Here is a 20,413-nt window from a genome sequence, read left to right as displayed (position 1 = left end):
AAATAATGAACAGAGCAATACTGATATTACAAATGACGTTTGCTCTGTTGAGTCTACAGGCCTTAGCTCATGAGCAAATCGTTATTCAGCTTGCTAAGCCCAGCTATACCGATGCGGTAAAAAACCAGTATATTCACGATATCCTCAACAAAAGTTTTGCCGCAATGGATGTGGATGTTGTGCTGCTTTATAACGTTAAACCTATGAACGATAAAAGAATTATCGAACAGCTCAGCCATAATAAAACGATAACCTTAGCGTGGCTTTCTTTACCTCATAAGCAGCTTGATTCATTAGTCAGAACGACAATCCCACTCTATAAAGGGTTACACGGCAAGCGTTTGCTTATTATCCGTCATGAAGACCTAGAAAAGTTTAGCAATATTAAAAGCCTTGCTGAATTAACCCCCTTAGTTGGCCTGCAACAACAAAGTTGGTCAGATTATACCGTGCTGAAAAACAATGGTTTAACAGTTAATGGCGAGCTTGATTACCCAGGGATGATAAAAGCCCTTGAAACAGGGCTCGGTGATTACTTTCCACGCTCAGTACTGGCAATTGGCACCGAACTGGATAGACTAAAACAGTTCAATTTTGTCATTGCGCCAAACATTATGTTGCAATATCCCAGCGACTATTACTTTTACTTAAGCAAAGAGAATCAACACATTAGAGATATACTAGAACAAGGTATGCAAAAATTGCATCAATCAGGTGAACTTGAGAAGCTCTATTTGCAATACTTTGGTGATGTTGAAAAACAATTTTCTTTAAAGCAACGTCACATCATAACGCTAAAAAATAAGGAGTAAGCATGCTAAAAGCGCTGCTAATTATCATTATGACATTGGCGATTTTTGCTGCGGGCTTTATAGCTGGAGTGTACAGTTTACCTATTTTAACTGAACAACCAGCACCCGATATTGCTATTTTGAAGCAGCACCAAGGTCGATCGCAGTTTAGTGCAACGTTTAAGCCCAACCTCAAAGGCTCAGATCGCTTACATTATGGTGATGGCAAGGTGTATCTAACGAATGATGCTATTTCTATGCAGGGCACGTTATCACCTGGGCCTGACTATCAACTTTATCTATCGCGAAACTTTATTGATAACGAAGCCGATTTCTTAGCACAAAAAGGCACAATGCAGCGTGTTGCAGGAGTGCGTTCGTTCAATGGCTTTAAATTAGTTGTACCACAAGGTATCGATGTCAGTGATTACAATACAGTAGTTATTTGGTGTGAAAGTTTTGAGGAGTTTATTACTGCAGCGCAGTATCAATAGCTGTATTAATAAAAACAAAGCCGCCTTTGGAGAGGGCGGCTTTAAAGCGGCAGCTATGGGTGTGAGCTGCCTAATCAAGAGTCATTAAGCTGCATCTTCTGTGCTTTGAGTTTCATCGCTGTGGCGAATTAAGTAATCAAATGCACCTAAGCTTGCCGTTGCACCACTGCCCATAGCAATAATGATTTGCTTAAACGGCGTTGTTGTTGCATCACCTGCCGCGTAAACACCCGGTAATGATGTTGCACCTTTGCTATCAATTTCGATTTCGCCAAAGCGAGTCAGTGATAACGCTGAATCTTTTAACCATTCAGTGTTTGGCACCAAGCCGATTTGCACAAAGATACCTGCAAGCTCAAGTGATTTTTCATCGCCAGATATGCGGTCAATATAGCTTAAGCCTGTTACTCGTTTACCATCACCAACAACTTCGGTCGTTTGCGCGTTTTTGATAATAGTAATGTTGTTTAAGCTATTTGCTTTACGAATAAGTACTTCATCAGCACGTAAGGTATCAGCAAATTCAAGAACGGTGACATGCTCAACAATGTTTGCAAGGTCAATTGCAGCTTCAATACCTGAGTTACCACCGCCGATTACTGCTACTGCTTTGCCTTTAAATAACGGACCATCACAGTGAGGACAGTAAGCAACGCCATGACCGCGATACTCTTTCTCCCCTGGCACATTCATTTCACGCCAGCGTGCACCGGTTGCTAATACCACTGATTTAGCATTTAAAACCGCGCCATTTTCTAGCGTGATTTGATAATTATCTTGCTTAGTAAGCGATGCCGCACGTTGGTTTTGCATAACATCAACGTCGTATTCTTTTACGTGCTCTTCAAGTTGTGCAACCAATTTAGGACCTTCGGTCGCTTTAACTGATATAAAGTTTTCAATTGCTAATGTGTCTGATACCTGACCACCAAAACGCTCTGCAACCACACCCGTATTTAAGCCTTTACGTGCTGAATAAATTGCCGCAGAAGCCCCTGCTGGGCCACCACCAACAACAAGTACATCGAATAGCTCTTTATCGTTCAGTGCTTCGGCTTGGCGTGCAGCCGCTTTTGTATCTACTTTGTTTAAGATATCAGTCAGGTTTACAGCGCCTTGGCTGAATAACTCACCGTTTAAGTACACAGCCGGTACTGCTAACACATTACGCTCGTTCACTTCGTCTTGGAACAAGGCGCCATCAATCATAGTCGCCGTAATATTTTCATTGTGTGCCGCCATCAAGTTAAGTGCTTGCACTACTTGCGGACATGTTTGACAACTTAATGAAATATACACTTCAAATTTAAGCGGCCCTGGTAATGATTTAATTTGTTCAATTTCAGTCTCTGATGCCTTACTTGGATGACCGCCTGTATGCAGTAGAGCAAGGATCAAGCTTGTGAATTCGTGGCCCATAGGCACACCCGCAAATGTGATTTGCGTATTGTTAATAGGTGAAGATACCACCATAGATGGACGACGCACATCTTGGCTAGGGTTATCTCGCACCGAGAATTTGTCGCTTAACGAAGCTAAATCGTTTGCTAAGTTTTTAAGTTCTGTTGATTTATTGCTGTCATCCAAGGCGATAAGCAGCTCAACAGGGCTGGTAATAGAAGCAAAGTGGCTTGTTAATTGGTTTTTGATATTCGTATCTAACATGGCTTAGCCCTTGAGTTCAGAATAAATAATCTAGAAAAATTTTAAATATAACTGCCCACCACCCGCTAATGTGCTTAATGTGAGTTGTGATGGGCAATTAGGGTTGCATTGAGATAGCAAAGCCAAGCTTTGCTATCGTTTAATGCAGTGGCAAATTAGATTTTGCCAACTAGGTCTAGTGAAGGAGCAAGTGTCTCTTCACCTGGCTGCCATGATGCAGGACATACTTCACCGTCGTGGTTAGCAATGTACTGTGCAGCTTGTACTTTACGTACTAACTCTTTCGCGCTACGGCCGATACCTAAATCGTGAGTTTCGATTACTTTGATTTCGCCTTCAGGGTTCATTACGAATGTACCGCGAAGAGCAAGACCTTCGTCTTCAATCATCACACCGAAGTTACGAGTAATACGACCTGTCGGGTCACCAATCATTGGGAATTTGATTTTACCAATTGTGTCAGACGTATCGTGCCATGCTTTGTGAGTGAAGTGTGTGTCAGTAGATACTGAGTAAACTTCAACGCCCATTTCTTGCAGTTGCTCGTAGTAATCAGCAACATCACCTAGCTCTGTAGGACATACGAAAGTGAAATCTGCTGGGTAGAAGAAGAAGATTGACCACTTACCTAGCACGTCTTTTTCTGTTAGTTCTACAAAGTCACCGTTGTGGTAAGCTGTTGCATTGAATGGTTGTAGTTTTGTGTTAATTAATGAAGTGCTCATAGTATTCCTCATTGATGTATTTAAAAATGTTTAATTAACGCAGCCTTGCGTCTGCTTGATTAATACAATAGAGGTGTGAGCGATTAAAATAAAATTGATTGTTTAGATTAAATCGATTTGTTTTTTAGATTGAAAGAATGGAAATACCAAAAACTACAAAGCCCTCAATTACTTATGTAACAAAGGGCTTTCACTTCAGGGAACAAAATTACTTACTAAAACCGTATAAACTCTTTGGTTTAATGTAGTTAGGCTCAATTCCTTGCTCTTTTGCAGCTGCTAACATCACTTGCTCAATCCAACCTGCATCCATAATGTTCATATAGTTACCATCTGGGTCAAAGTTAATGTTAGACCCCATAACAACCATAAAGGTATCGGTCACTTCAGTGTTGTCTGCTGGTACTTGAAATTGATGAATCGAACCGCCTGGCTCAAACAAATAGCTACCAGCCACTTGTAAATCGTCTGGGTATTCTGTGTAGTGCCAGCTGCCCGCCAAGGTATATAAATGTACAACACCAGTATGAAAGTGCTTTGGCAAAACCGTACCTGGCTCAAATAAAACACGTAATACCCATACCCCATTCTCTGAATCCAGCATGAGTGGATAAATGTGTACCCCTGGTAAGGCGTTTTTAATCAGCTTTTCATCATTTGTATGAATAGTCAGTAAGAAATCTTGATGATTAATAATATCTGGTAATGCCATGTGTGTGCCCTCTTTTCTAAGTATTTGTAAAACGACTCATTGCTCCAGTTAATACATTGTTAAACTTTAATGACTTGTATTACTTTACTTTTCACGCAATTTTTTTTACTTTTTACGCCAGCGCACTAAAAAAGAGCACACTATGCCCCGTTTAACACAAGCACCTGATCTTATTAGAGTATCTGCTCTACACGGCTATATTGAACTGATCGAAAGTAAATTGGTGAACCCTGACGCATTATTATCGCGCGTTGGTTTAGACAGAAAACAATTACAAGATGCCAATAACTTTGTGCAGTATCAGCAACTCATTCAGCTTTTAGAACTCACCGCGAAAGAATTAAACCTGCCCTATTTCGGGCTAGAGTTAGGGCGGTGGCAAAGCTTAAATATCTTAGGATCTCTTGGTTATTTGATGGGTAATTGCGACACCCTTGAAATGGCACTAAAGAACTTAACTAAGTACTATCATGTACATCAAAATAGTGCTGATTTACTCCTTGAAGTAGACCAAGACTATATAAAGCTATCTTTTTTAGTTCGCACTAGCTTAAAGGTGAGTGTTTACCATGCTGCTGACTTAGCCTTAAGCGTTGGGGTCAATTTGTTAAAGCAGTTAACCGATGATCAAATAAAGTTGTCTCGTTTGGAGCTGCCCCATAGCTGCGATGACAACCAAAGTGTTTATCGCCAAGCGCTAGGCCAAATTCCAGTATTTAACTGTGCACAAACCGCAATTGTATTTGAGAGAAAATACCTAAAACTCCCTATTAAGAACTCAGATAAGCAATTGTTTTCTATACTTAGCCAGCAGCTTGGGCAGCTTCAAGACACAAAACGTGAAAACATTGCAGATCATGTTGAAGTACTGATCAAGCAATACTTACTCCACGAAGAGTTTGGCGTAAACCTCATAGCCGAAAAATTATCAATGAGTGCTCGTAGCTTGCAGCGTCACTTAACAAAGCATGACACAACCTTTCGTGAATTAGTCGATGATGTACGCTGTAATCTAGCACACCAATATTTAACAGAATCTAGCCTCAGTTTATCGAACATCTCAGATATCTTAAGCTTTTCTAATTACAGCGAGTTTACTCGCGCTTTTAAGCGCTGGTATGGCATTCCACCAAAAGATTATCGTAAGACACACTCGAGTTAATGGCGCAAAAAGTTAAAAACGGGTCGTTTAAAGCTAAGTTTTCTGTTAACAATTTATATATATTGACTAGCTAGTTTCGCTAATTAGTGGTCGTGCAATGTTAAGAAGAGTGTTTATTACCGGTGCCAACAGTGGCATTGGGTTCGAATTGGCAAAGCAATATATTAGCCGTGGTGACGATGTTGCGTTATTCGATTTACATTTCAACGAACAAACAAAACAATCGTTAAGTGATCTTGCTGATGATTACCAATACATTGAGTTTTTTGCTACGCATATCTGCGATACTGAAACGCTGCAAACTCAAGTAAATAATGCAATCGCAGCGATAGGCAAACCAGATTTAGCCATTTTTAGCTGCATTACCAATGTGCAACTAAGTAAAGAAAATAGTATTGCTTGTCAGCACTTTGCAACACTAATAACGCCACACTTAAGCATGAACGGCCACCTAGCAATTACATCCCCCCTTATTGATGCAACTAAATTTACGCCAGAGCCAAACACTTTGATTTTAGCCAAAAAGCTACGCAAGAAATTTAAGCCAAATAACATAAAAATCAGCTTAATTTGCGCAAGCAAAACATCTAAAGCCGTAACAAACCCAGCCAATACTGCACAACACATTTTGCGCAGCTTGGATAAACAAAAATTAATGGTGATCCTAGGCTTACAATCTAAACTAACCTATATCATGAGTCGTTACTTACCGAATTGGATAATGGGTTCTGTGATGGATCGCCTCATCAAACAACAATTAATAAGAACAACACGCTAAGGAATCCCCATGAACACACATGATAACCTCACGCAATTAATAGAACATACGTGTCAGACTTATGCCGACCTTCCTGCCTATAACAGTGCAGGTAAAACACTCAGCTATGCCCAAGTTGAACAACAGTCTCGCTATTTGGCACAGTGGTTTCAACAACAAAGTGGTCTTGTTGCTGGAGACAGAATAGCCATTCAACTACCTAATGTTGTTGATTACCCTGTCGTTACCTATGCAGCAATTCGTGCTGGTTTAATCGTAGTCAATACCAACCCGCTTTATACTGCTCGTGAAATGCTACACCAGTTTAATGATGCAGATGTGAAAGCCATTGTTATTCTTGATGCTCTTACCGATAAGTTAGCAACGGTTATCAATGATACGTCGATCAAAACCGTTATTGTTGCAGCGGCTGTTGCTGAGCCAACATTGCAAGAGGGTCAATTTTCGTTAAACGAACTCATTCGCCAAGGTGAAAGACTCGCCCCTCTTGATGCTCATCAAGCAAGTCGTGACGATATTGCTGTTTTACAATACACCGGCGGTACCACAGGGATTGCCAAAGCTGCGATGCTTAGTCATGGCAACATTTTAGCCAATGCCGAGCAAATGAATGAGCGCTTTGACGATATTTTAAAGCCCGGTCAAGAAACGGGTATTTGCCCGCTTCCGCTTTATCATATTTACGCCTTTACAGTGAATATGGTTGGCCTATTTGCCATGGGGCAATTAAACGTACTGATCCCAAATCCTCGTGATTTAGATGCGTTAGTTAAGCAAATCGAACCATTTGAGATTAATTACTTTTCAGGGATTAACACCTTATTTATTGGCTTGTGTATGCACCCAGGGTTTAAGTTACTTAATTTTTCAAACCTAAAAATGACCGTTTCAGGGGGCGCAGCTTTAACACATGCTGCAGCTGATGCGTGGATGACCACCACAGGTTGTACAATCACAGAAGGCTATGGCTTATCAGAAACTTCGCCTGTTGCAACCTTAAACGACTTTAAAAAAGAAGAAATTGGTAGTATTGGCCGCCCACTCTCAAACACTACTGTGGAAATTTGGGATGAAAACGACGAGCCTGTTGCTGACGGTGAGTCTGGCGAGATTGTTGTTAAAGGCCCGCAGGTGATGATGGGTTATTGGCAGCGCCAAGACGAAACCGACAAATGTATGAAGCGAGGTTTTTTCAAAACCGGTGATGTGGGTCTAAAACTACCAAGTGGTAATTACAAAATTGTAGACCGTTTAAAAGACATGATTATTGTTTCTGGCTTTAACGTGTACCCTAACGAAGTTGAAAACGTACTTTGTCAGCACCCAGCTATCTGCGAAGCAGCTGTTATTGGTGCAAAAGATGAAAAAACCGGTGAGCGTGTCTGTGCCTACATTACTTTAAAAGAGCAGATTGATGAGCAACAGGTGAGTGACTATTGCCGCGAAAATTTAAGTGCTTATAAAGTGCCTAAATCAATCATTTTTATGGAACAATTGCCTAAATCGACGGTTGGCAAAATTCTACGTCGAGAATTACGCCAATAATAAAGCGATCGTTTTAGCCGCCTAACTGGTATAAAATAGTTAAAAGATAAAAGCATGCCGTTAGGGCGTGTTAACCTTTTATGATTAATTTTGCAGCAGTGTGTTTGGTATTTAGGCAAGGCAGAGCCTATGTAGTGTGGTTGTTCCACATAAATAGGCGATAACGCAGCATCAATGCCAAACACGCGCTGCCCTTCGGGTTCTTCCTAGGGGCGATTAACTCTTTGTTGCTCGGTTTTTACTTAGCCCACTAGGTTACAAATCTCGCGCCGCGATTAAATCGCCCCTAGAGTGAACAAATTTCAATCTACAAAGGTCAACACGCCCTATTTGCTTTTTAATTTAAGCGGTTTAAAGGTCATTATGGAAAAGTTTATTAATCACATTCAACTTGGTTACTTAGGTTTACTACCGTTTTTAGGCTGCGTAGGTTGGCCACTTATTGCAGGAAGTAATGCCGTCAACTTAGACTTTTTCACTTTTTATAGCATCGCTATTTTAGCCTTTATGGCTGGCAATTTATGGCATGCAGGACAGCAAACCCATGCTGATGCTATAAAAGCGATTATTCCTATCTTACCGATTGGCTTTTTAAGCTTTTTACCAGCAACTTGGATACTGGCTTGGCTCGCAGCAAGTTTTTGGTTAGTGCTGTTATTTGAAAAAAGCTCACCACAGTGGCAAACCTATCACGTTGATTATCAAAAAATGCGTTTTGTTTTAACGTCTGTGGTTTTTGTATGCCACATATTTGTAATTGGCATGAGTATCTATCCTGAGTAGCCCTTTTCTTGCGTTTACGGTAACATCCGCGGCTCAGTTTTTTAAGGACTTGCTATGATAGATCAACTGCGCGCTAAACTAGACCACCTTGGCGAAAATTACGTAGAAAAAAACGCCCACTTTAAGGTAAAAGTGATCCCATTTTTTTGTGCAATTCACATTAAAAAAGATCATAAAAACCAAGGCAATTTAAAGCTATATTCTAATCAGTTGATTGAAATATTTTTAGCTACCATGTTCTTGTTATTCGGCTTAATGCTTTTTGACACAGATGCGGGTTTTACCCATGGTCCTATTCATATCGTTATTGCCGTATTGATTAGTTTTAACTTAATCTTTAAGCAAATAGCCATTGAAGGGCTTAAAACTCGCTTAGCCCTTTGCCCTGAAATCGCGCAAGAAACAACGCCAGCACAAGGCAAATAGCAACATGTTTTTAGACCCTAGTTGGCGCATATTAACGGTTGGCGATGGTGATTTATCATTTTCACACTCTGTTGCTCGTTATATAAAACCTGCCAAGCTTGTTGCTTCAACTTATGATGATGCAAACACCATAGAACAAAAATATGCCGACAATGCACTTAGCGCCTTGCAACAACTTAACATTGAAACACTCACCGAGTTTGATGTCACAAAGCCAGACTCGTGGCAGCGCTTAGATGGCGCCTGTTTCGATGTGGTTATTTTTCAATTTCCACTTATACCAGCGTTTAAAGGTGAAGCTGCATTTAAAGCACATACCCAACAAGGTGGTATGAATGTTTTAAACCGTGCTTTGTTGCATCGCTACCTAGACTACGCAAGCCAGTTCGCATTAGATAAAAACGGCCCGATGCTCTGCTACATCACCTCTAAAGATGTAAAACCATACCGCGAATGGAATATTGAAGGCAGCTTAAATCAAGGGCTGACTTGCCAATATCTAGGGCAAATGCCATTCGATATTAATTTATTCCCGGGCTATAAAATTCGCAATGTAGATCGCGATAAACACGTTAAAGATACCAGCGGCATTACCTATGTATTTAGCGAAAAAACTGACAATGACATTACCGATAAGCTGACTTTACCTGCTTATTTAGGTGAAAAACACTGTGCATTATGCCGCGTTGGTCCTTACATGGCGCAAGAAGATGAAGACAAACATTTGTTAAGCAAAAAACATAAACAAATGGAAAAATTTGAACAGGATTGGCAAGCGAGGCTTGCACAAAACAACGAGGAGTAACCATGAACTTTGTGATTGTAGGTACCAATTTTATAAGCGATACACTACTGAGTGCAGCTAAACAAATTGAACAATTCTCCTTATATGGTGTGTGCTCTCGAGAGCAGCAAACAGGCGAGGCTTTCCTTGCAAAGCACGACGCTATAGACGCAAAAGTGTTTACCAATATTGAGCAAGTATGCGAAGACCCATTAGTCGATGCCGTCTACATCGCCGCACCAAATAGCTTACACAAAGACTATGCTGTAATGTGTTTAAAAGCAGGTAAACATGTTTTAGGTGAAAAGCCCTCAGCTGCTAACAGTAAAGAACTTGAAGCCATCATTCAGGCGGCAAAAACACATCAACGCTTATACATGGAAGCGATGATGACCACCCATTTACCAAACTTTGCACGCTTAAAAAATGCCATCACAAAAATTGGCACACCCCGCAAATATATTGGTCAATATAGTCAGTACTCATCACGTTACGATAAATATAAAAATGGCGAGCGACCAAATACTTTCTTGCCAGAATTTGCTAACGGTGCATTAGTCGATTTAGGTATCTATCCGCTGTATATTTTACTCGGATTATGGGGCGCGCCTCAGAGTGTAAAAGCCAGTGGTGTGTTACTAGAAACCGGCGTTGATGGAGCTGGCGATGTATTATTAAATTACGCTGATAAGCAAGCGGTGATCAGCTATTCGAAAATCTCGCAAGGCGATAACTTTACTGAGATCCAAGGTGAAAAAGGCCGTATTCGTATCGAAGCAGTCTCTTTATTAAAGCGTATGCAATATATCGGTAACGATGGCACAGTTGAAGAGCTCTCTGAGCCATTTGATGAACACTTTATGCGCCATGAAGTAAGCCACTTTATTCAAGCTGCCAATGCCGGACAAATTGAGTCATCAGTTAATACTCATACACTGTCAAAACAAGTTATGGCGGTGCTCGATGAAGCACGAAGCCAACTTGGTGTTGTGTATCCCGCAGACCAATAAATGCATTATTCAAGGGCAGTGAACACTGCCCTTGTTATTTTTAGCCCCTTCATTACAAGCTTAAATGACGACCTCTAATTAACTTACTCGTAATTTTTATTGAAATTAGATTTTTGTACTATGGTTAATAATATTTACTTTCAATGAGAAGGGTAATATTTTGACTATTCGCTTTTTACTCAGATCCGTTTTTGCAGCAACTATTACCCTTGCAGCAGGTCTACTCCTCATTATTCTATTTTTGCAATCAGGCCAAGATGAAAGTATGGAGTCGGCTCAACAGCGCTATGAGCTAAGTCACCTTGCTAAGTTTTCATCTTCAAATTCGATTCATCTAACCGAACTTGCTCGTCAACATGTTGTAACCTTAGAAAACCGCTATAAAGAAGAATACCAAGAGCTTGTTAACCAAATTCAAGGTAAAGCAGCTTGGCTAAATGGCGAAAAGAAAAGCTATGTGCAGCGTTTAAAGGCCTTTAATGTGGCTGCTGATGATTTAGCTCTCTTGCAAAAATCCAACGACTTATCACTCAAACTAGTTGAAACAGAAGAAAGAGCGTTTAGCTTAGTCAATGATTTACTTGGCCGTGATACAAATAACTTAACCACAAGCGAGCACAAAAGATGGGTACAAGCTATTACGCTTTTAACCAACGATGCTTACATGGCCGAAGTTGAGAAAATTCAGCAACCCGTAAAAGCATTTTTAAGTTCAGTCGAGGAAAAAAGTGCTGCGGATGTTAAAAGCAATCATGATCATGTTGTCACTCTAAGTTTAATTAGCACAGCTTTAGTCCTGACAATTATTGCTACCTTGATAGTGTGTTACTGGCAATTAGAGAAAAAAGTGATTAAAGCAACTCATGCCTTAATTGATGAAGCAAAGCGTATCTCTGAAGGTGATTTATCTTGTTATATTGATCACAAAGCTGATGACGAAATAGGCCAGCTTGCGAGCAGCTTTAATATTATGGTTGATAAGCTATCTCAGCTACTTAAAGAAATACATGATCAATCAGAGCAAGCGCAAGTGGCAGCAAAAAGCCTAGATGAAATTTCACAGCAAGCTAAAACGCTAAATGATATTCAAAGCCAAGCGATTGAGGTGATTTCAAGCTCAGTCTATGAAAACTCAACGGCCGTTAAAGAAGTCTCTCAAAACTGTGCAGAAGCGGCAAGCAGTGCCACCGCAGCTAATCAGAAAACCCAAGAAGGTCTACAGGTTGTACAACAAGGAGTTAGCTCTGTTGAGTCAGTGGCCGATACACTCACCAAATCACTAACAGACCTTAACCAATTAGAAGCATCAGTAAATGAAGTCACGGTTATTTTAAGTGTTATCAGTAATATAGCCGAACAAACTAATTTATTGGCACTCAATGCCGCAATCGAAGCTGCAAGAGCAGGTGAACAAGGCCGAGGTTTTGCCGTTGTAGCTGATGAGGTAAGAACTTTAGCTAGTCGCACACAAAGCTCTACTCTTGAGATCCAAGATAAAATTGACTCATTGCAATCTGCAACCAATGCTGTAACGCAGAGGATACGCTCTAGCGATAATCAAATTAAAGAAGCGGTGATAAACTCAGAAAAAGTGGGCCTTATGCTCGATGAAATTAGCGTACAAGCAAAAGCCATTTCTGATGCCAATATGACCATAGCTTCTGCATCTGAGCAGCAATCTCAAGTGACCGAAGAAATCGCCCAGCGCTTAAACGAAGTACAAGATACCAGTCGAAAGTCGCAGCAACAAACGCAAAGCATTTCGGACTCATCGAGTAAGCTGGCTAACTTGGCGAATAACTTAAACGGGCAAATTAATCGCTTTAAATTAAGCTAGTCGCTGATCCAGCTCAGCGACTAGCGATTAGTTTAAAATCGATAAGTAACAGATGCACCGATAGTTTGCGGGTTAACCACTGCCACATAGCCTTGTGGGTAACGACCACTGACAGGTTCTTGTGAGGTATATGCTTCTTCATCTAAGGCGTTGTTGATGAAGGCACTTATCAACCATTGTTCAGTATCATAAGTTATCGATAAACGCGTAATAGTGTAATCACCCGCAACACGCTCTTCTGTGTTTGTTAAGTCACCATAAAATTCATCAACATAATTGGCACTTAAATTCACTTTTAAACTATCGGTAAACCAATGCGACAGACCTAAACTTGCCGTTAACTCCGGTGCAGAGTTTAAATCATTGCCTACGGCATCAGGAAAGGCTGATGATTCATCAATTTTAGTTTTCAATAAACCGAAACCGCCATGTAACTGCCACTGATCGCCCAGCATGCTGTAGGCTTCTACTTCTAAACCATAGCTATGAGCATCTTCAATATTAGTGATTTTACGCTCAGAGCTTAGCGCTTGATAACCGTTGAAGTTATTGTAAAACACATTAGCACTAATATTCATGTCGCCATTATTTAAAACGCTGCGCGAACCTACTTCATAGGTATTAACGGTTTCTTCGTCGTAATAGTAATAATCTTCAGCGGTAAAATCGAGTGCGCCACCACCCGCGTTGTAGCCACGACGTGCACTGGCAAATAAAGTCGTTTCGTCACTAATATCATATTGAATCGCGAGCTTTGGTAAACGTAGTGTGTGTGAATTATCAAGTTGCTCAACGAGCATATCACCACGAAATGCCATATTGAAATTACGTAATTGTTCTTCACGCTCAATACGCAGACCCGCTGTTAATGTTAATTCGCGGCTTAGGTTAAAGCTTGTTTCACCATAAACAGCGGTCGATTTACTGCTATCGTCGCCGTAATAGTTGGTTGCTCCCACACTTTCAAAGTCTTGGTCACGATCAAAGTAAGCAAGACCAACAAAGCCTGAGTAAAAATCATTGCTTAAACCAAAGTTAAGTTTGGAATCTACAGTGATATTACTCTCATCCATTGATACGTCAGATTCTGCGCTTTCAAGTGGCTCGTATGCCTCAAAGCCCCATTTGTAATCCATGTAAGCAACTAAAACATCTAACGATAAATCATCGTTAATTTTGTAATCAACATTTACTTGCGTGGTATCAGATTCAGTATCCATAATACGTTGATATAGTGGCTCATAATCAAATGGCTCATCCGCTAAAAAGTATTTACGACCCGAATTACCTTCTTCACTGTAAGTTGAATAAGTTAGCTGTACAGCAAGATCTTCATTTGGTGTGTAAAGTAATTTAGCGCGTGTGCTGCTGGTATTTAACTTGTTTAATTCACGATCAGTTGGATTTGTTTCGTATACCGGTGGGTTTGAAAACGTTTCGCCATCAACATATTGAGTTGATAAACGAAATGCTAATACATCTTCAACTAACGCCCCTGATACCACTGCGGCAGTATCTAGGTAGCTATCTTGGTTGCGATAACCGACACGTACTGCCCCTTCAAATTCTTGAGTAGGTGCTTTTGTTGTCATGTAGACAGCCCCCGCAATACTGTTACGACCATTACTGGTTGATTGCGGCCCTCGGTAAACTTCAATTTGCTCTACATCCCACAGCCCCGTATCACCGGTTAAATCGGCTACAAACGGTTGGCTAACACCATCAATCAAGGTTGAAACACGAGCCTTTGAGCCACCACTAAATGAGTTAAAACCCGTTGCACCACCATTACCTGATACGCCTCGCATATCTGGCACCGAGCCCGTTAACACAACGACGTTCGCCATTTCTGACAGTGCTTCAGATATCGAAGCAAGTTGGCCGTTTTCTAGTAAAGACTTATCAACAACCGCCACTGACGACATGGTCTCTTTAAGTGACTTCTCTGTTTTTTCACCTGTAACAACAATGGTATCCATGGATTTTCGACTGCTTTGGTCGTCGTCAGCCCATGCTGAGCCTTGCGTAACAAGTAATGATGCAAGCATAACTTTGGTGAGTGAATTAAGTTTAAATGCAGTAGCCAATGTCCTTTCCCCGTAAGAGATTATTAGAATTAAACAAATTAAGTTTGATAGAAAAGCGCTAGGAAATTAACACAAGCCTAATAATATTGCAATTGAGTTTAGTTATCATTTACAATAAGATTTAACATCAACTACAACTATAATCTTATGCTCATTTTTACCGTTACCCTGCTTGTCGTTTTCGCTGTCAGTATTTTCTACTGCACCAGAAAGCAGCAGCGATTCTTAAAAAAACCAATCAAAAAACAATGGCGATTACTTTCAATTACGTTAACCGTTTGCGCACTAATACTTGCCCTTCAACAGTTTTCAACCACGGCAACCGTGTTCTTCATCATCTTTAGCATCATGCTAATGTTGATGCTGATCCCTTTTACTAGCCTGCTGCAAAGAAAAGGATAATTCATGACAAGCTCATCTAAACGCCAGCCGACTTGGTTAGGAAAAACCCTAGCAGGTGTATTTTTAGGGCTGGCACTCTCATTTATTTTCGTTGCTTTTTTTGCTTGGTATGGCCCAGGAGGCATTGATGCTCGCGATAAAGTGCAATTTAACATGTGGATGATCACGCCTGTTTGGCTAACCATTTTTAGTTTTAGTTATTTATTCAACTCAGCAAAACAAGCGTGGCTTGTGCTTGGCAGCTTAACTGTGCTGCTTTATGGGGTGTTTTTTATGCTAAGGAGTGCATCATGAAAGTAAGATCGGATATTCTTCGCACCTATCAAGGTGTACACACATGGACAGGCATCATTGCAGGTTTAGTGCTGTTTATTGGTTTTTATGCGGGCAGTTTGACCATGTTCAAGCATGAAATCCAGCAATGGGCAGCACCTATTCAAGCTCCTAAAATCACCAGCTCTAATTATGACTACCAAACGCTGGTAGATACTGCGATTAATGAGCGAGGCGAGCAACTTGCCAAAGGCTTTAACCTTGATTTACATACCCAAGATGCACCTCTTTCGTGGTATATCAAAGGCAATGCCCGAGGCATGGAGCTTGATAAACAACTTAACTTCGCACACCTAAATGCTGATGGCACATTAAACGTCAGCGCACAAACCGAAAACGAACTTGCCGATTTAGTTGATTATTTACACCGTACAGCAGGCTTTATAGGCGAAATTGGCCATGACCAATCTGGTGTTTATATTCTTGGCATTGCCTGTGTTTTGTACTTTTTAGCTTTGGTCTCTGGGGTAATTATTTTACTGCCGACATTAGTTAAAACCTTTTTTGCACTGCGTAAGGAAAAAGGGCCTAGTCGATTCTGGCTCGATAGCCATAACCTTATCGGTATCGCCAGTTTACCATTTCACTTAGTCATTGCATTTACTGTGGTAGTGTTTGCGTTTCATGATTTTATTTATGGTGGTTTAGCGCAATTTTATGATGGTAAGCCATTGTTTCAGCGCCCTACACCTGCCGCGCAAAGTTTTCATATTGAGAACTTACCACGTATTGATGAGCAATTACTCGCAGCGAAAAGCTATGCCCCCGGCTATGAGCCAATCCACATTCGCTATAGTAATTTAAATTCAGCATCACCTTCTGCGGTGTTTATGATGAGTAACAATAATGCGGTAGTACGTGGCCCGGATACCGATTACTTATTTATGAACCCATACACGCTAGAAGTGGTTAACTCAAGCTACCCGCAAGGCGAAGATGCGGTGTGGGGTAACATGGTTGCCAGTATTTTCTCACTCCATTTTGGCACCTATGGTGGAGATTGGGGTCGTTGGGGCTACTTTATTATGGGGTTACTAGGCGCCTTCTTATTCTATTCAGGTAACTTATTATGGATAGATAAACGCTTTAAAAAAGACCCCAATAAACGCAGTACCTTGTTTATGGCTAGGCTCACTATTGGTGTTTGTTTAGGGTCTATGATAGCTGTCGCTTTCACACTCGTTGCTGCAAAATGGCTACCTACTCTTGTGAGCAACACAAACAACGCAACCCTATACAGTTATTACGCAGCTTTTTTTGTTTTTGTGATATATAGCTTCTTAAACCCTGTACAAAAGGCAACCACTGCTGGTTTTTACATACTAGCGAGCCTGTGTGCGTTAATGGTGTTATCTACACTTTTAAAACTTGCCTCAAGTGACGTTAACACTCTCTTTTACTCAAGTTATATGGTCGACATTGTCGCTGCTGTATTTGCTGCTATTTTCTTTAAAATGGGCAAACGCCAGCAACAAAAACAGACCACGCAAAACATCATGCCAGCCTTTGAACAAGCAAGTCGAGCTTAAGCATTCTGAGTATGGGTATCAAAGCAATTTGATACCCATAATTTTGCTTTATCGAAAATCTGTGTCCGTTTAACGAAAAACATTTCTTCTCCAATAAAACATCAGTAGAATCGCCGCAAACTTGAGCTATTAACTTTCATAAGGACAGTGATGCAGCGCACCATTCCACCGTTTTTTATTGCTGTTATTTGCGTGCTCCTCGCAATGGTTACCATTCAATCTGGAGCCTCTGTTGCAAAGCAATTATTCCCTTTAATTGGCCCTGAAGGCACCACAGCACTGCGCTTAGGCTTTTCAGCAGCTATTTTGTGCCTTGTGTTTAAACCTTGGCGCGCATTTCCGCCTATTGGGCAACGTATGCCGATCATCGTTTATGGCTTGAGTTTAGGAGGCATGAATATTCTGTTTTATTACGCGATTGAACGTATTCCTTTAGGGATAGGTGTAGCGCTAGAGTTTACTGGCCCCCTTGCGGTTGCTCTTCTTTCGTCACATAAAAAACGCGACCTATTTTGGGTCGCCTGCGCCATTGCTGGCATAATTTTATTGCTCCCAGATATGAAAGGCGAAGACAGCCTTGACCCTGTAGGTGTTATTTTAGCCCTTGCGGCGGGAGCGTGTTGGGCGTTTTATATATTGTTTGGCAAAAAGACCGGAAACCAAGGCTCAGGCGGAATGACCGTTGCCATGGGTATGAGCGTCGCCGCGATTGTACTTGTGCCTTATGGTGCTGCTTCTCAAGGCGCTGCACTATTGAGTTGGGAAGTATTACCGCTCGGTATTTTAGTGGCAGTCATGTCAAGTGCACTGCCCTATACCTTAGAAATGGTGGCACTACGTAATATGCCAGCGCAAGGCTTTAGCATTATGATGAGTTTAGAGCCAGCGATTGCAGCATTAGCTGGCTTTATAATCCTAGGTGAGTTTTTAAGCGTGTGGCAATGGTTAGCTATTTTACTAGTAATAACCGCGTCCGTTGGCAGCTCGATGTCGAGTAATAATAAATAAAATTATCTAGGCGCCTCAGGGCGCCTTTTTCATACCCAATTAGTAAACTCGCCTTTTCATACAGACAAAACTCTTTGAAACAATTTGTTACATTTATTTGTATTAACATATCACTTTTGAGATGAATGGTGATGATAACTATTATCACTTGTGATAACTTACCCGCCGATTGTTTCCTTATTAAAAACAATAACCCTATAAAAATTTGCTAATAACACGCGGAGATAAAAATGAAATTCACTCAGTTGCCTATTGCAACCGCTATTCTTTGTGCACTTTACCCTCAAATCAGTTTTGCAGAGCAAACGACTGACGTAGAGGCTAATCTCGAAAAAATCGAAATTGTGGGTATTCGACAAAACCGTATTAGTGAAGGAGCGACAGGTTTAGCGCTAGAAATTGATGAAACGCCGCAATCAATCAGTGTGATTTCTGCTGAGCAACTAAAGAATTATTCCGCTTTTAACATTAATGATGCTTTACGCTTAGCACCTGGTATCAATGTTGAAGAATGGGAAACTAACCGTACCAACTACACATCACGTGGTTTTGAAATTAAGAATACACAAATCGATGGCGTTGGCTTACCGAATGACTGGGGTATCGTTACCGGCGCAATGGAAGCATACGGCTACGAAAAAATTGAAGTTATTCGTGGTGCCAATGGCTTACTCACTGGTGTAGGTAATGCATCGGGTACGCTTAACTATGTGCGCAAACGCCCTAAAAACGAAAACGGCGGCGAGATCGGCGTCTCTGTTGGTTCATGGGATTTTAAACGTTTACAAGCTGACTATTCTCTTTTACTAACCGAATCAGGTAGTTGGGCTGCTCGTTTTGTGGCTGCTGCAGAAGATAAAGAGTCATACCTAGATGGCCTTGAGAACAACCGCGAGTTTTTCTCTGCAGTGGTAGATGGTCAGCTTACAGATAACTCAACGGTTACTATTGGTTATTCATATCAAGATGCAGATACCGATGGCAATACTTGGGGCGGCCTTGTTTATAACTACACAGATGGTACGCAAGCTAAATGGGATGTCAGCGACACAACCACCCAAGAGTGGACAATGTGGGACACCATTAACACCTCTGCATTTGTTGAATACAACTATGTTTTTGCAAACGCGTGGCAACTTCAAGCGAGCTACAACTTCCGTGGTTTTGAAGAGCAAGATAAACTGTTTTATGCCAGTGGCAGCATTGATAAAGATACTAACCTTGGCCTAAGTGGTTGGCCGGGTCGTTACGACAGCGAAGTAGATGCTGATTTATTTGAAATCAAAGCATTTGGTGCCTTTGAATTGTTTGGTAAAGAGCACCAAGCAAGCTTTGGGGTAAGCCATGCAAAAAGTGATGATGTGATGTATCAATACCCGTTTGATTTTGCAAATACACCGGCTTATGGACCAACGCCTGCGTTCCCGTACGATTTAGATGCGATCCCAGAACCTGAATGGTTAAAGCCGGTTCTGTATTCAGATATTGAACAAAAGCTAACCCGTTACTTTGGCTCTGCTCAGTTAAATATTACGGATAAATTATTTACTGTGGTTGGTTTTAACGCTATTGAATTTGAACGCTCAGGCATGAATGCCGGTGCATCTATCGATAATGATGAGAGCGAAACTAGCCCATATATCGGTTTTACCTATAAGTTAAATGATGATTTAAACTTATATGCTAGTTACTCAGATATTTATCAGCCACAAGAGCAAGCTGATTACAACGGCCAATACTTAGCACCTACCAAAGGCACTAACTTTGAAACCGGTGTTAAGGCTTCTTGGTTTGATGATGCCCTAATGACAACATTTGCTTATTTTACTGCTGAGCAAGATAACTTTGCGCAATACGCAGGCCTGACAGAAGATGGCATTTATTACTATGAAGGCGTGTCTATTGAATCAGAAGGCTATGAATTTGAAGTCACAGGTAAAATCACCGACGCTATGAATATCGTCGCATCTTATACGCATATTGATGTAACAGATGAAAATGGTGATGACACCAATAAATGGGCACCTCGCGATGTTGTTGGTGTAACAGTAGACTATGCATTAACAGATGCAGTGGTTGTTGGTTTAAATGGCCGTTGGCAATCTAAAATCGAAAGCACTGATTACAATGTTAAGCAAGGTAGTTACGCGCTGCTAAACGCCTTCGCGCGTTGGAATATTAATGACCAAGTTGCAGTACAGGCAAACGTTAATAATATTACTGATGAGCAATACATCAATAGCTTACAAACTGTGGGTTATTATGGCGCGCCAACAAACGGTAGCCTAACTCTGACTTATAAGTTCTAAACGCTGTTTAGAAAAAAGTGTCGCCCGAATGGG

Annotated in this window: 18 protein-coding genes; 14 read left to right on the top strand and 4 right to left on the bottom strand. The window is 41.0% G+C overall.

Annotation, left to right across the window (positions count from 1 at the left end; genetic code table 11):
• Positions 1-5: 5 nt before the first annotated feature.
• Both AN394_RS10065 and AN394_RS10060 read left to right on the top strand, forming a co-directional pair.
• Complete coding sequence (locus AN394_RS10065; RefSeq protein ID WP_055021432.1) at positions 6-812, top strand: ABC transporter substrate-binding protein; 807 nt, start codon at positions 6-8, stop codon at positions 810-812.
• Positions 813-814: 2 nt separating this feature from the next.
• Complete coding sequence (locus AN394_RS10060; protein ID WP_055021431.1) at positions 815-1,285, top strand: DM13 domain-containing protein; 471 nt, start codon at positions 815-817, stop codon at positions 1,283-1,285.
• A gap of 84 nt (positions 1,286-1,369) precedes the next feature.
• Here the strand turns inward: AN394_RS10060 and ahpF are convergent, their stop codons facing one another.
• From ahpF to AN394_RS10045, 3 genes are all read right to left on the bottom strand, one after another.
• A complete protein-coding gene (ahpF, locus tag AN394_RS10055) occupies positions 1,370-2,950 on the bottom strand; it encodes an alkyl hydroperoxide reductase subunit F (protein WP_055021430.1) in 1,581 nt (526 codons plus the stop codon).
• A 155-nt stretch (positions 2,951-3,105) separates the two neighbouring features.
• Positions 3,106-3,675 carry an alkyl hydroperoxide reductase subunit C gene (gene ahpC, locus AN394_RS10050; protein WP_054553958.1) on the bottom strand — a complete coding sequence of 190 codons (570 nt, stop codon included), beginning with the start codon at positions 3,673-3,675 and terminating at the stop codon, positions 3,106-3,108.
• Between the two features lie 208 nt (positions 3,676-3,883).
• Positions 3,884-4,387 carry a 2,4'-dihydroxyacetophenone dioxygenase family protein gene (locus tag AN394_RS10045; RefSeq protein WP_054562481.1) on the bottom strand — a complete coding sequence of 168 codons (504 nt, stop codon included), beginning with the start codon at positions 4,385-4,387 and terminating at the stop codon, positions 3,884-3,886.
• A 142-nt stretch (positions 4,388-4,529) separates the two neighbouring features.
• On the opposite strand from AN394_RS10045, the gene AN394_RS10040 reads away from it, so the two are divergent.
• The 8 genes from AN394_RS10040 (at position 4,530) to AN394_RS10005 (ending at position 12,712) form a co-directional block, all read left to right on the top strand.
• Positions 4,530-5,549 carry an AraC family transcriptional regulator gene (locus AN394_RS10040; protein WP_054562482.1) on the top strand — a complete coding sequence of 340 codons (1,020 nt, stop codon included), beginning with the start codon at positions 4,530-4,532 and terminating at the stop codon, positions 5,547-5,549.
• A gap of 97 nt (positions 5,550-5,646) precedes the next feature.
• Positions 5,647-6,327, top strand: coding sequence for an SDR family NAD(P)-dependent oxidoreductase (locus AN394_RS10035; protein ID WP_082422972.1), 681 nt, complete (start codon positions 5,647-5,649; stop codon positions 6,325-6,327).
• A 9-nt stretch (positions 6,328-6,336) separates the two neighbouring features.
• Positions 6,337-7,872, top strand: coding sequence for an AMP-binding protein (locus AN394_RS10030; RefSeq protein ID WP_055021428.1), 1,536 nt, complete (start codon positions 6,337-6,339; stop codon positions 7,870-7,872).
• A 363-nt stretch (positions 7,873-8,235) separates the two neighbouring features.
• Positions 8,236-8,655 carry a DUF3429 domain-containing protein gene (locus AN394_RS10025; RefSeq protein WP_055021427.1) on the top strand — a complete coding sequence of 140 codons (420 nt, stop codon included), beginning with the start codon at positions 8,236-8,238 and terminating at the stop codon, positions 8,653-8,655.
• Positions 8,656-8,709: 54 nt separating this feature from the next.
• Positions 8,710-9,081, top strand: a complete 372-nt coding sequence (locus AN394_RS10020) for a hypothetical protein (RefSeq protein ID WP_055021426.1) — start codon at positions 8,710-8,712, stop codon at positions 9,079-9,081.
• 4 nt (positions 9,082-9,085) lie between these two features.
• Entirely contained in the window at positions 9,086-9,886 is an 801-nt protein-coding gene (locus AN394_RS10015) for a class I SAM-dependent methyltransferase (protein WP_055021425.1), read from the top strand.
• 2 nt (positions 9,887-9,888) lie between these two features.
• Positions 9,889-10,875 (top strand): Gfo/Idh/MocA family protein, encoded by a 987-nt coding sequence (locus AN394_RS10010; RefSeq protein ID WP_055021424.1) that lies wholly within the window; start codon positions 9,889-9,891, stop codon positions 10,873-10,875.
• Between the two features lie 160 nt (positions 10,876-11,035).
• Positions 11,036-12,712 (top strand): methyl-accepting chemotaxis protein, encoded by a 1,677-nt coding sequence (locus AN394_RS10005; protein WP_055021423.1) that lies wholly within the window; start codon positions 11,036-11,038, stop codon positions 12,710-12,712.
• Between the two features lie 32 nt (positions 12,713-12,744).
• On the opposite strand, the gene AN394_RS10000 is transcribed toward AN394_RS10005, so the two are convergent.
• A complete protein-coding gene (locus tag AN394_RS10000; protein ID WP_055021446.1) occupies positions 12,745-14,760 on the bottom strand; it encodes a TonB-dependent receptor in 2,016 nt (671 codons plus the stop codon).
• Between the two features lie 444 nt (positions 14,761-15,204).
• Between AN394_RS10000 and AN394_RS09995 the strand changes: the two genes are divergently transcribed.
• The 4 genes from AN394_RS09995 to AN394_RS09980 all read left to right on the top strand — a co-directional run bounded on the left by AN394_RS09995 (position 15,205) and on the right by AN394_RS09980 (position 20,380).
• Positions 15,205-15,495 carry a hypothetical protein gene (locus tag AN394_RS09995; RefSeq protein ID WP_054562490.1) on the top strand — a complete coding sequence of 97 codons (291 nt, stop codon included), beginning with the start codon at positions 15,205-15,207 and terminating at the stop codon, positions 15,493-15,495.
• On the top strand, positions 15,492-17,063 hold the full coding sequence (locus tag AN394_RS09990; protein WP_055021422.1) for a PepSY domain-containing protein: 1,572 nt from the start codon (positions 15,492-15,494) through the stop codon (positions 17,061-17,063). The genes AN394_RS09995 and AN394_RS09990 overlap by 4 nt, the downstream gene beginning before the upstream one ends.
• A 150-nt stretch (positions 17,064-17,213) precedes the next feature.
• A complete protein-coding gene (locus tag AN394_RS09985) occupies positions 17,214-18,071 on the top strand; it encodes a DMT family transporter (RefSeq protein WP_055021421.1) in 858 nt (285 codons plus the stop codon).
• A 230-nt stretch (positions 18,072-18,301) separates the two neighbouring features.
• Positions 18,302-20,380 carry a TonB-dependent siderophore receptor gene (locus tag AN394_RS09980; protein WP_055021420.1) on the top strand — a complete coding sequence of 693 codons (2,079 nt, stop codon included), beginning with the start codon at positions 18,302-18,304 and terminating at the stop codon, positions 20,378-20,380.
• The last annotated feature ends 33 nt before the right edge of the window (positions 20,381-20,413 follow it).

Origin of the sequence: Pseudoalteromonas sp. P1-26, from assembly GCF_001401795.1 — a bacterium.
Lineage (GTDB): Bacteria > Pseudomonadota > Gammaproteobacteria > Enterobacterales > Alteromonadaceae > Pseudoalteromonas.
The sequence above is the reverse complement of the archived record's forward strand: the minus strand, read 5'-3'. Positions and strand labels throughout refer to the sequence as shown.

Excerpts from the sequence above, each read along its gene's own strand:
- AN394_RS10065 (WP_055021432.1), top strand. The coding sequence starts at position 6 with ATGAACAGAGCAATACTGATATTACAAATGACGTTTGCTCTGTTGAGT.
- AN394_RS10060 (WP_055021431.1), top strand. The coding sequence starts at position 815 with ATGCTAAAAGCGCTGCTAATTATCATTATGACATTGGCGATTTTTGCT.
- ahpF (WP_055021430.1), bottom strand. The coding sequence starts at position 2,950 with ATGTTAGATACGAATATCAAAAACCAATTAACAAGCCACTTTGCTTCT.
- ahpC (WP_054553958.1), bottom strand. The coding sequence starts at position 3,675 with ATGAGCACTTCATTAATTAACACAAAACTACAACCATTCAATGCAACA.
- AN394_RS10045 (WP_054562481.1), bottom strand. The coding sequence starts at position 4,387 with ATGGCATTACCAGATATTATTAATCATCAAGATTTCTTACTGACTATT.
- AN394_RS10040 (WP_054562482.1), top strand. The coding sequence starts at position 4,530 with ATGCCCCGTTTAACACAAGCACCTGATCTTATTAGAGTATCTGCTCTA.
- AN394_RS10035 (WP_082422972.1), top strand. The coding sequence starts at position 5,647 with ATGTTAAGAAGAGTGTTTATTACCGGTGCCAACAGTGGCATTGGGTTC.
- AN394_RS10030 (WP_055021428.1), top strand. The coding sequence starts at position 6,337 with ATGAACACACATGATAACCTCACGCAATTAATAGAACATACGTGTCAG.
- AN394_RS10025 (WP_055021427.1), top strand. The coding sequence starts at position 8,236 with ATGGAAAAGTTTATTAATCACATTCAACTTGGTTACTTAGGTTTACTA.
- AN394_RS10020 (WP_055021426.1), top strand. The coding sequence starts at position 8,710 with ATGATAGATCAACTGCGCGCTAAACTAGACCACCTTGGCGAAAATTAC.
- AN394_RS10015 (WP_055021425.1), top strand. The coding sequence starts at position 9,086 with ATGTTTTTAGACCCTAGTTGGCGCATATTAACGGTTGGCGATGGTGAT.
- AN394_RS10010 (WP_055021424.1), top strand. The coding sequence starts at position 9,889 with ATGAACTTTGTGATTGTAGGTACCAATTTTATAAGCGATACACTACTG.
- AN394_RS10000 (WP_055021446.1), bottom strand. The coding sequence starts at position 14,760 with ATGCTTGCATCATTACTTGTTACGCAAGGCTCAGCATGGGCTGACGAC.
- AN394_RS09995 (WP_054562490.1), top strand. The coding sequence starts at position 15,205 with ATGACAAGCTCATCTAAACGCCAGCCGACTTGGTTAGGAAAAACCCTA.
- AN394_RS09990 (WP_055021422.1), top strand. The coding sequence starts at position 15,492 with ATGAAAGTAAGATCGGATATTCTTCGCACCTATCAAGGTGTACACACA.
- AN394_RS09985 (WP_055021421.1), top strand. The coding sequence starts at position 17,214 with ATGCAGCGCACCATTCCACCGTTTTTTATTGCTGTTATTTGCGTGCTC.
- AN394_RS09980 (WP_055021420.1), top strand. The coding sequence starts at position 18,302 with ATGAAATTCACTCAGTTGCCTATTGCAACCGCTATTCTTTGTGCACTT.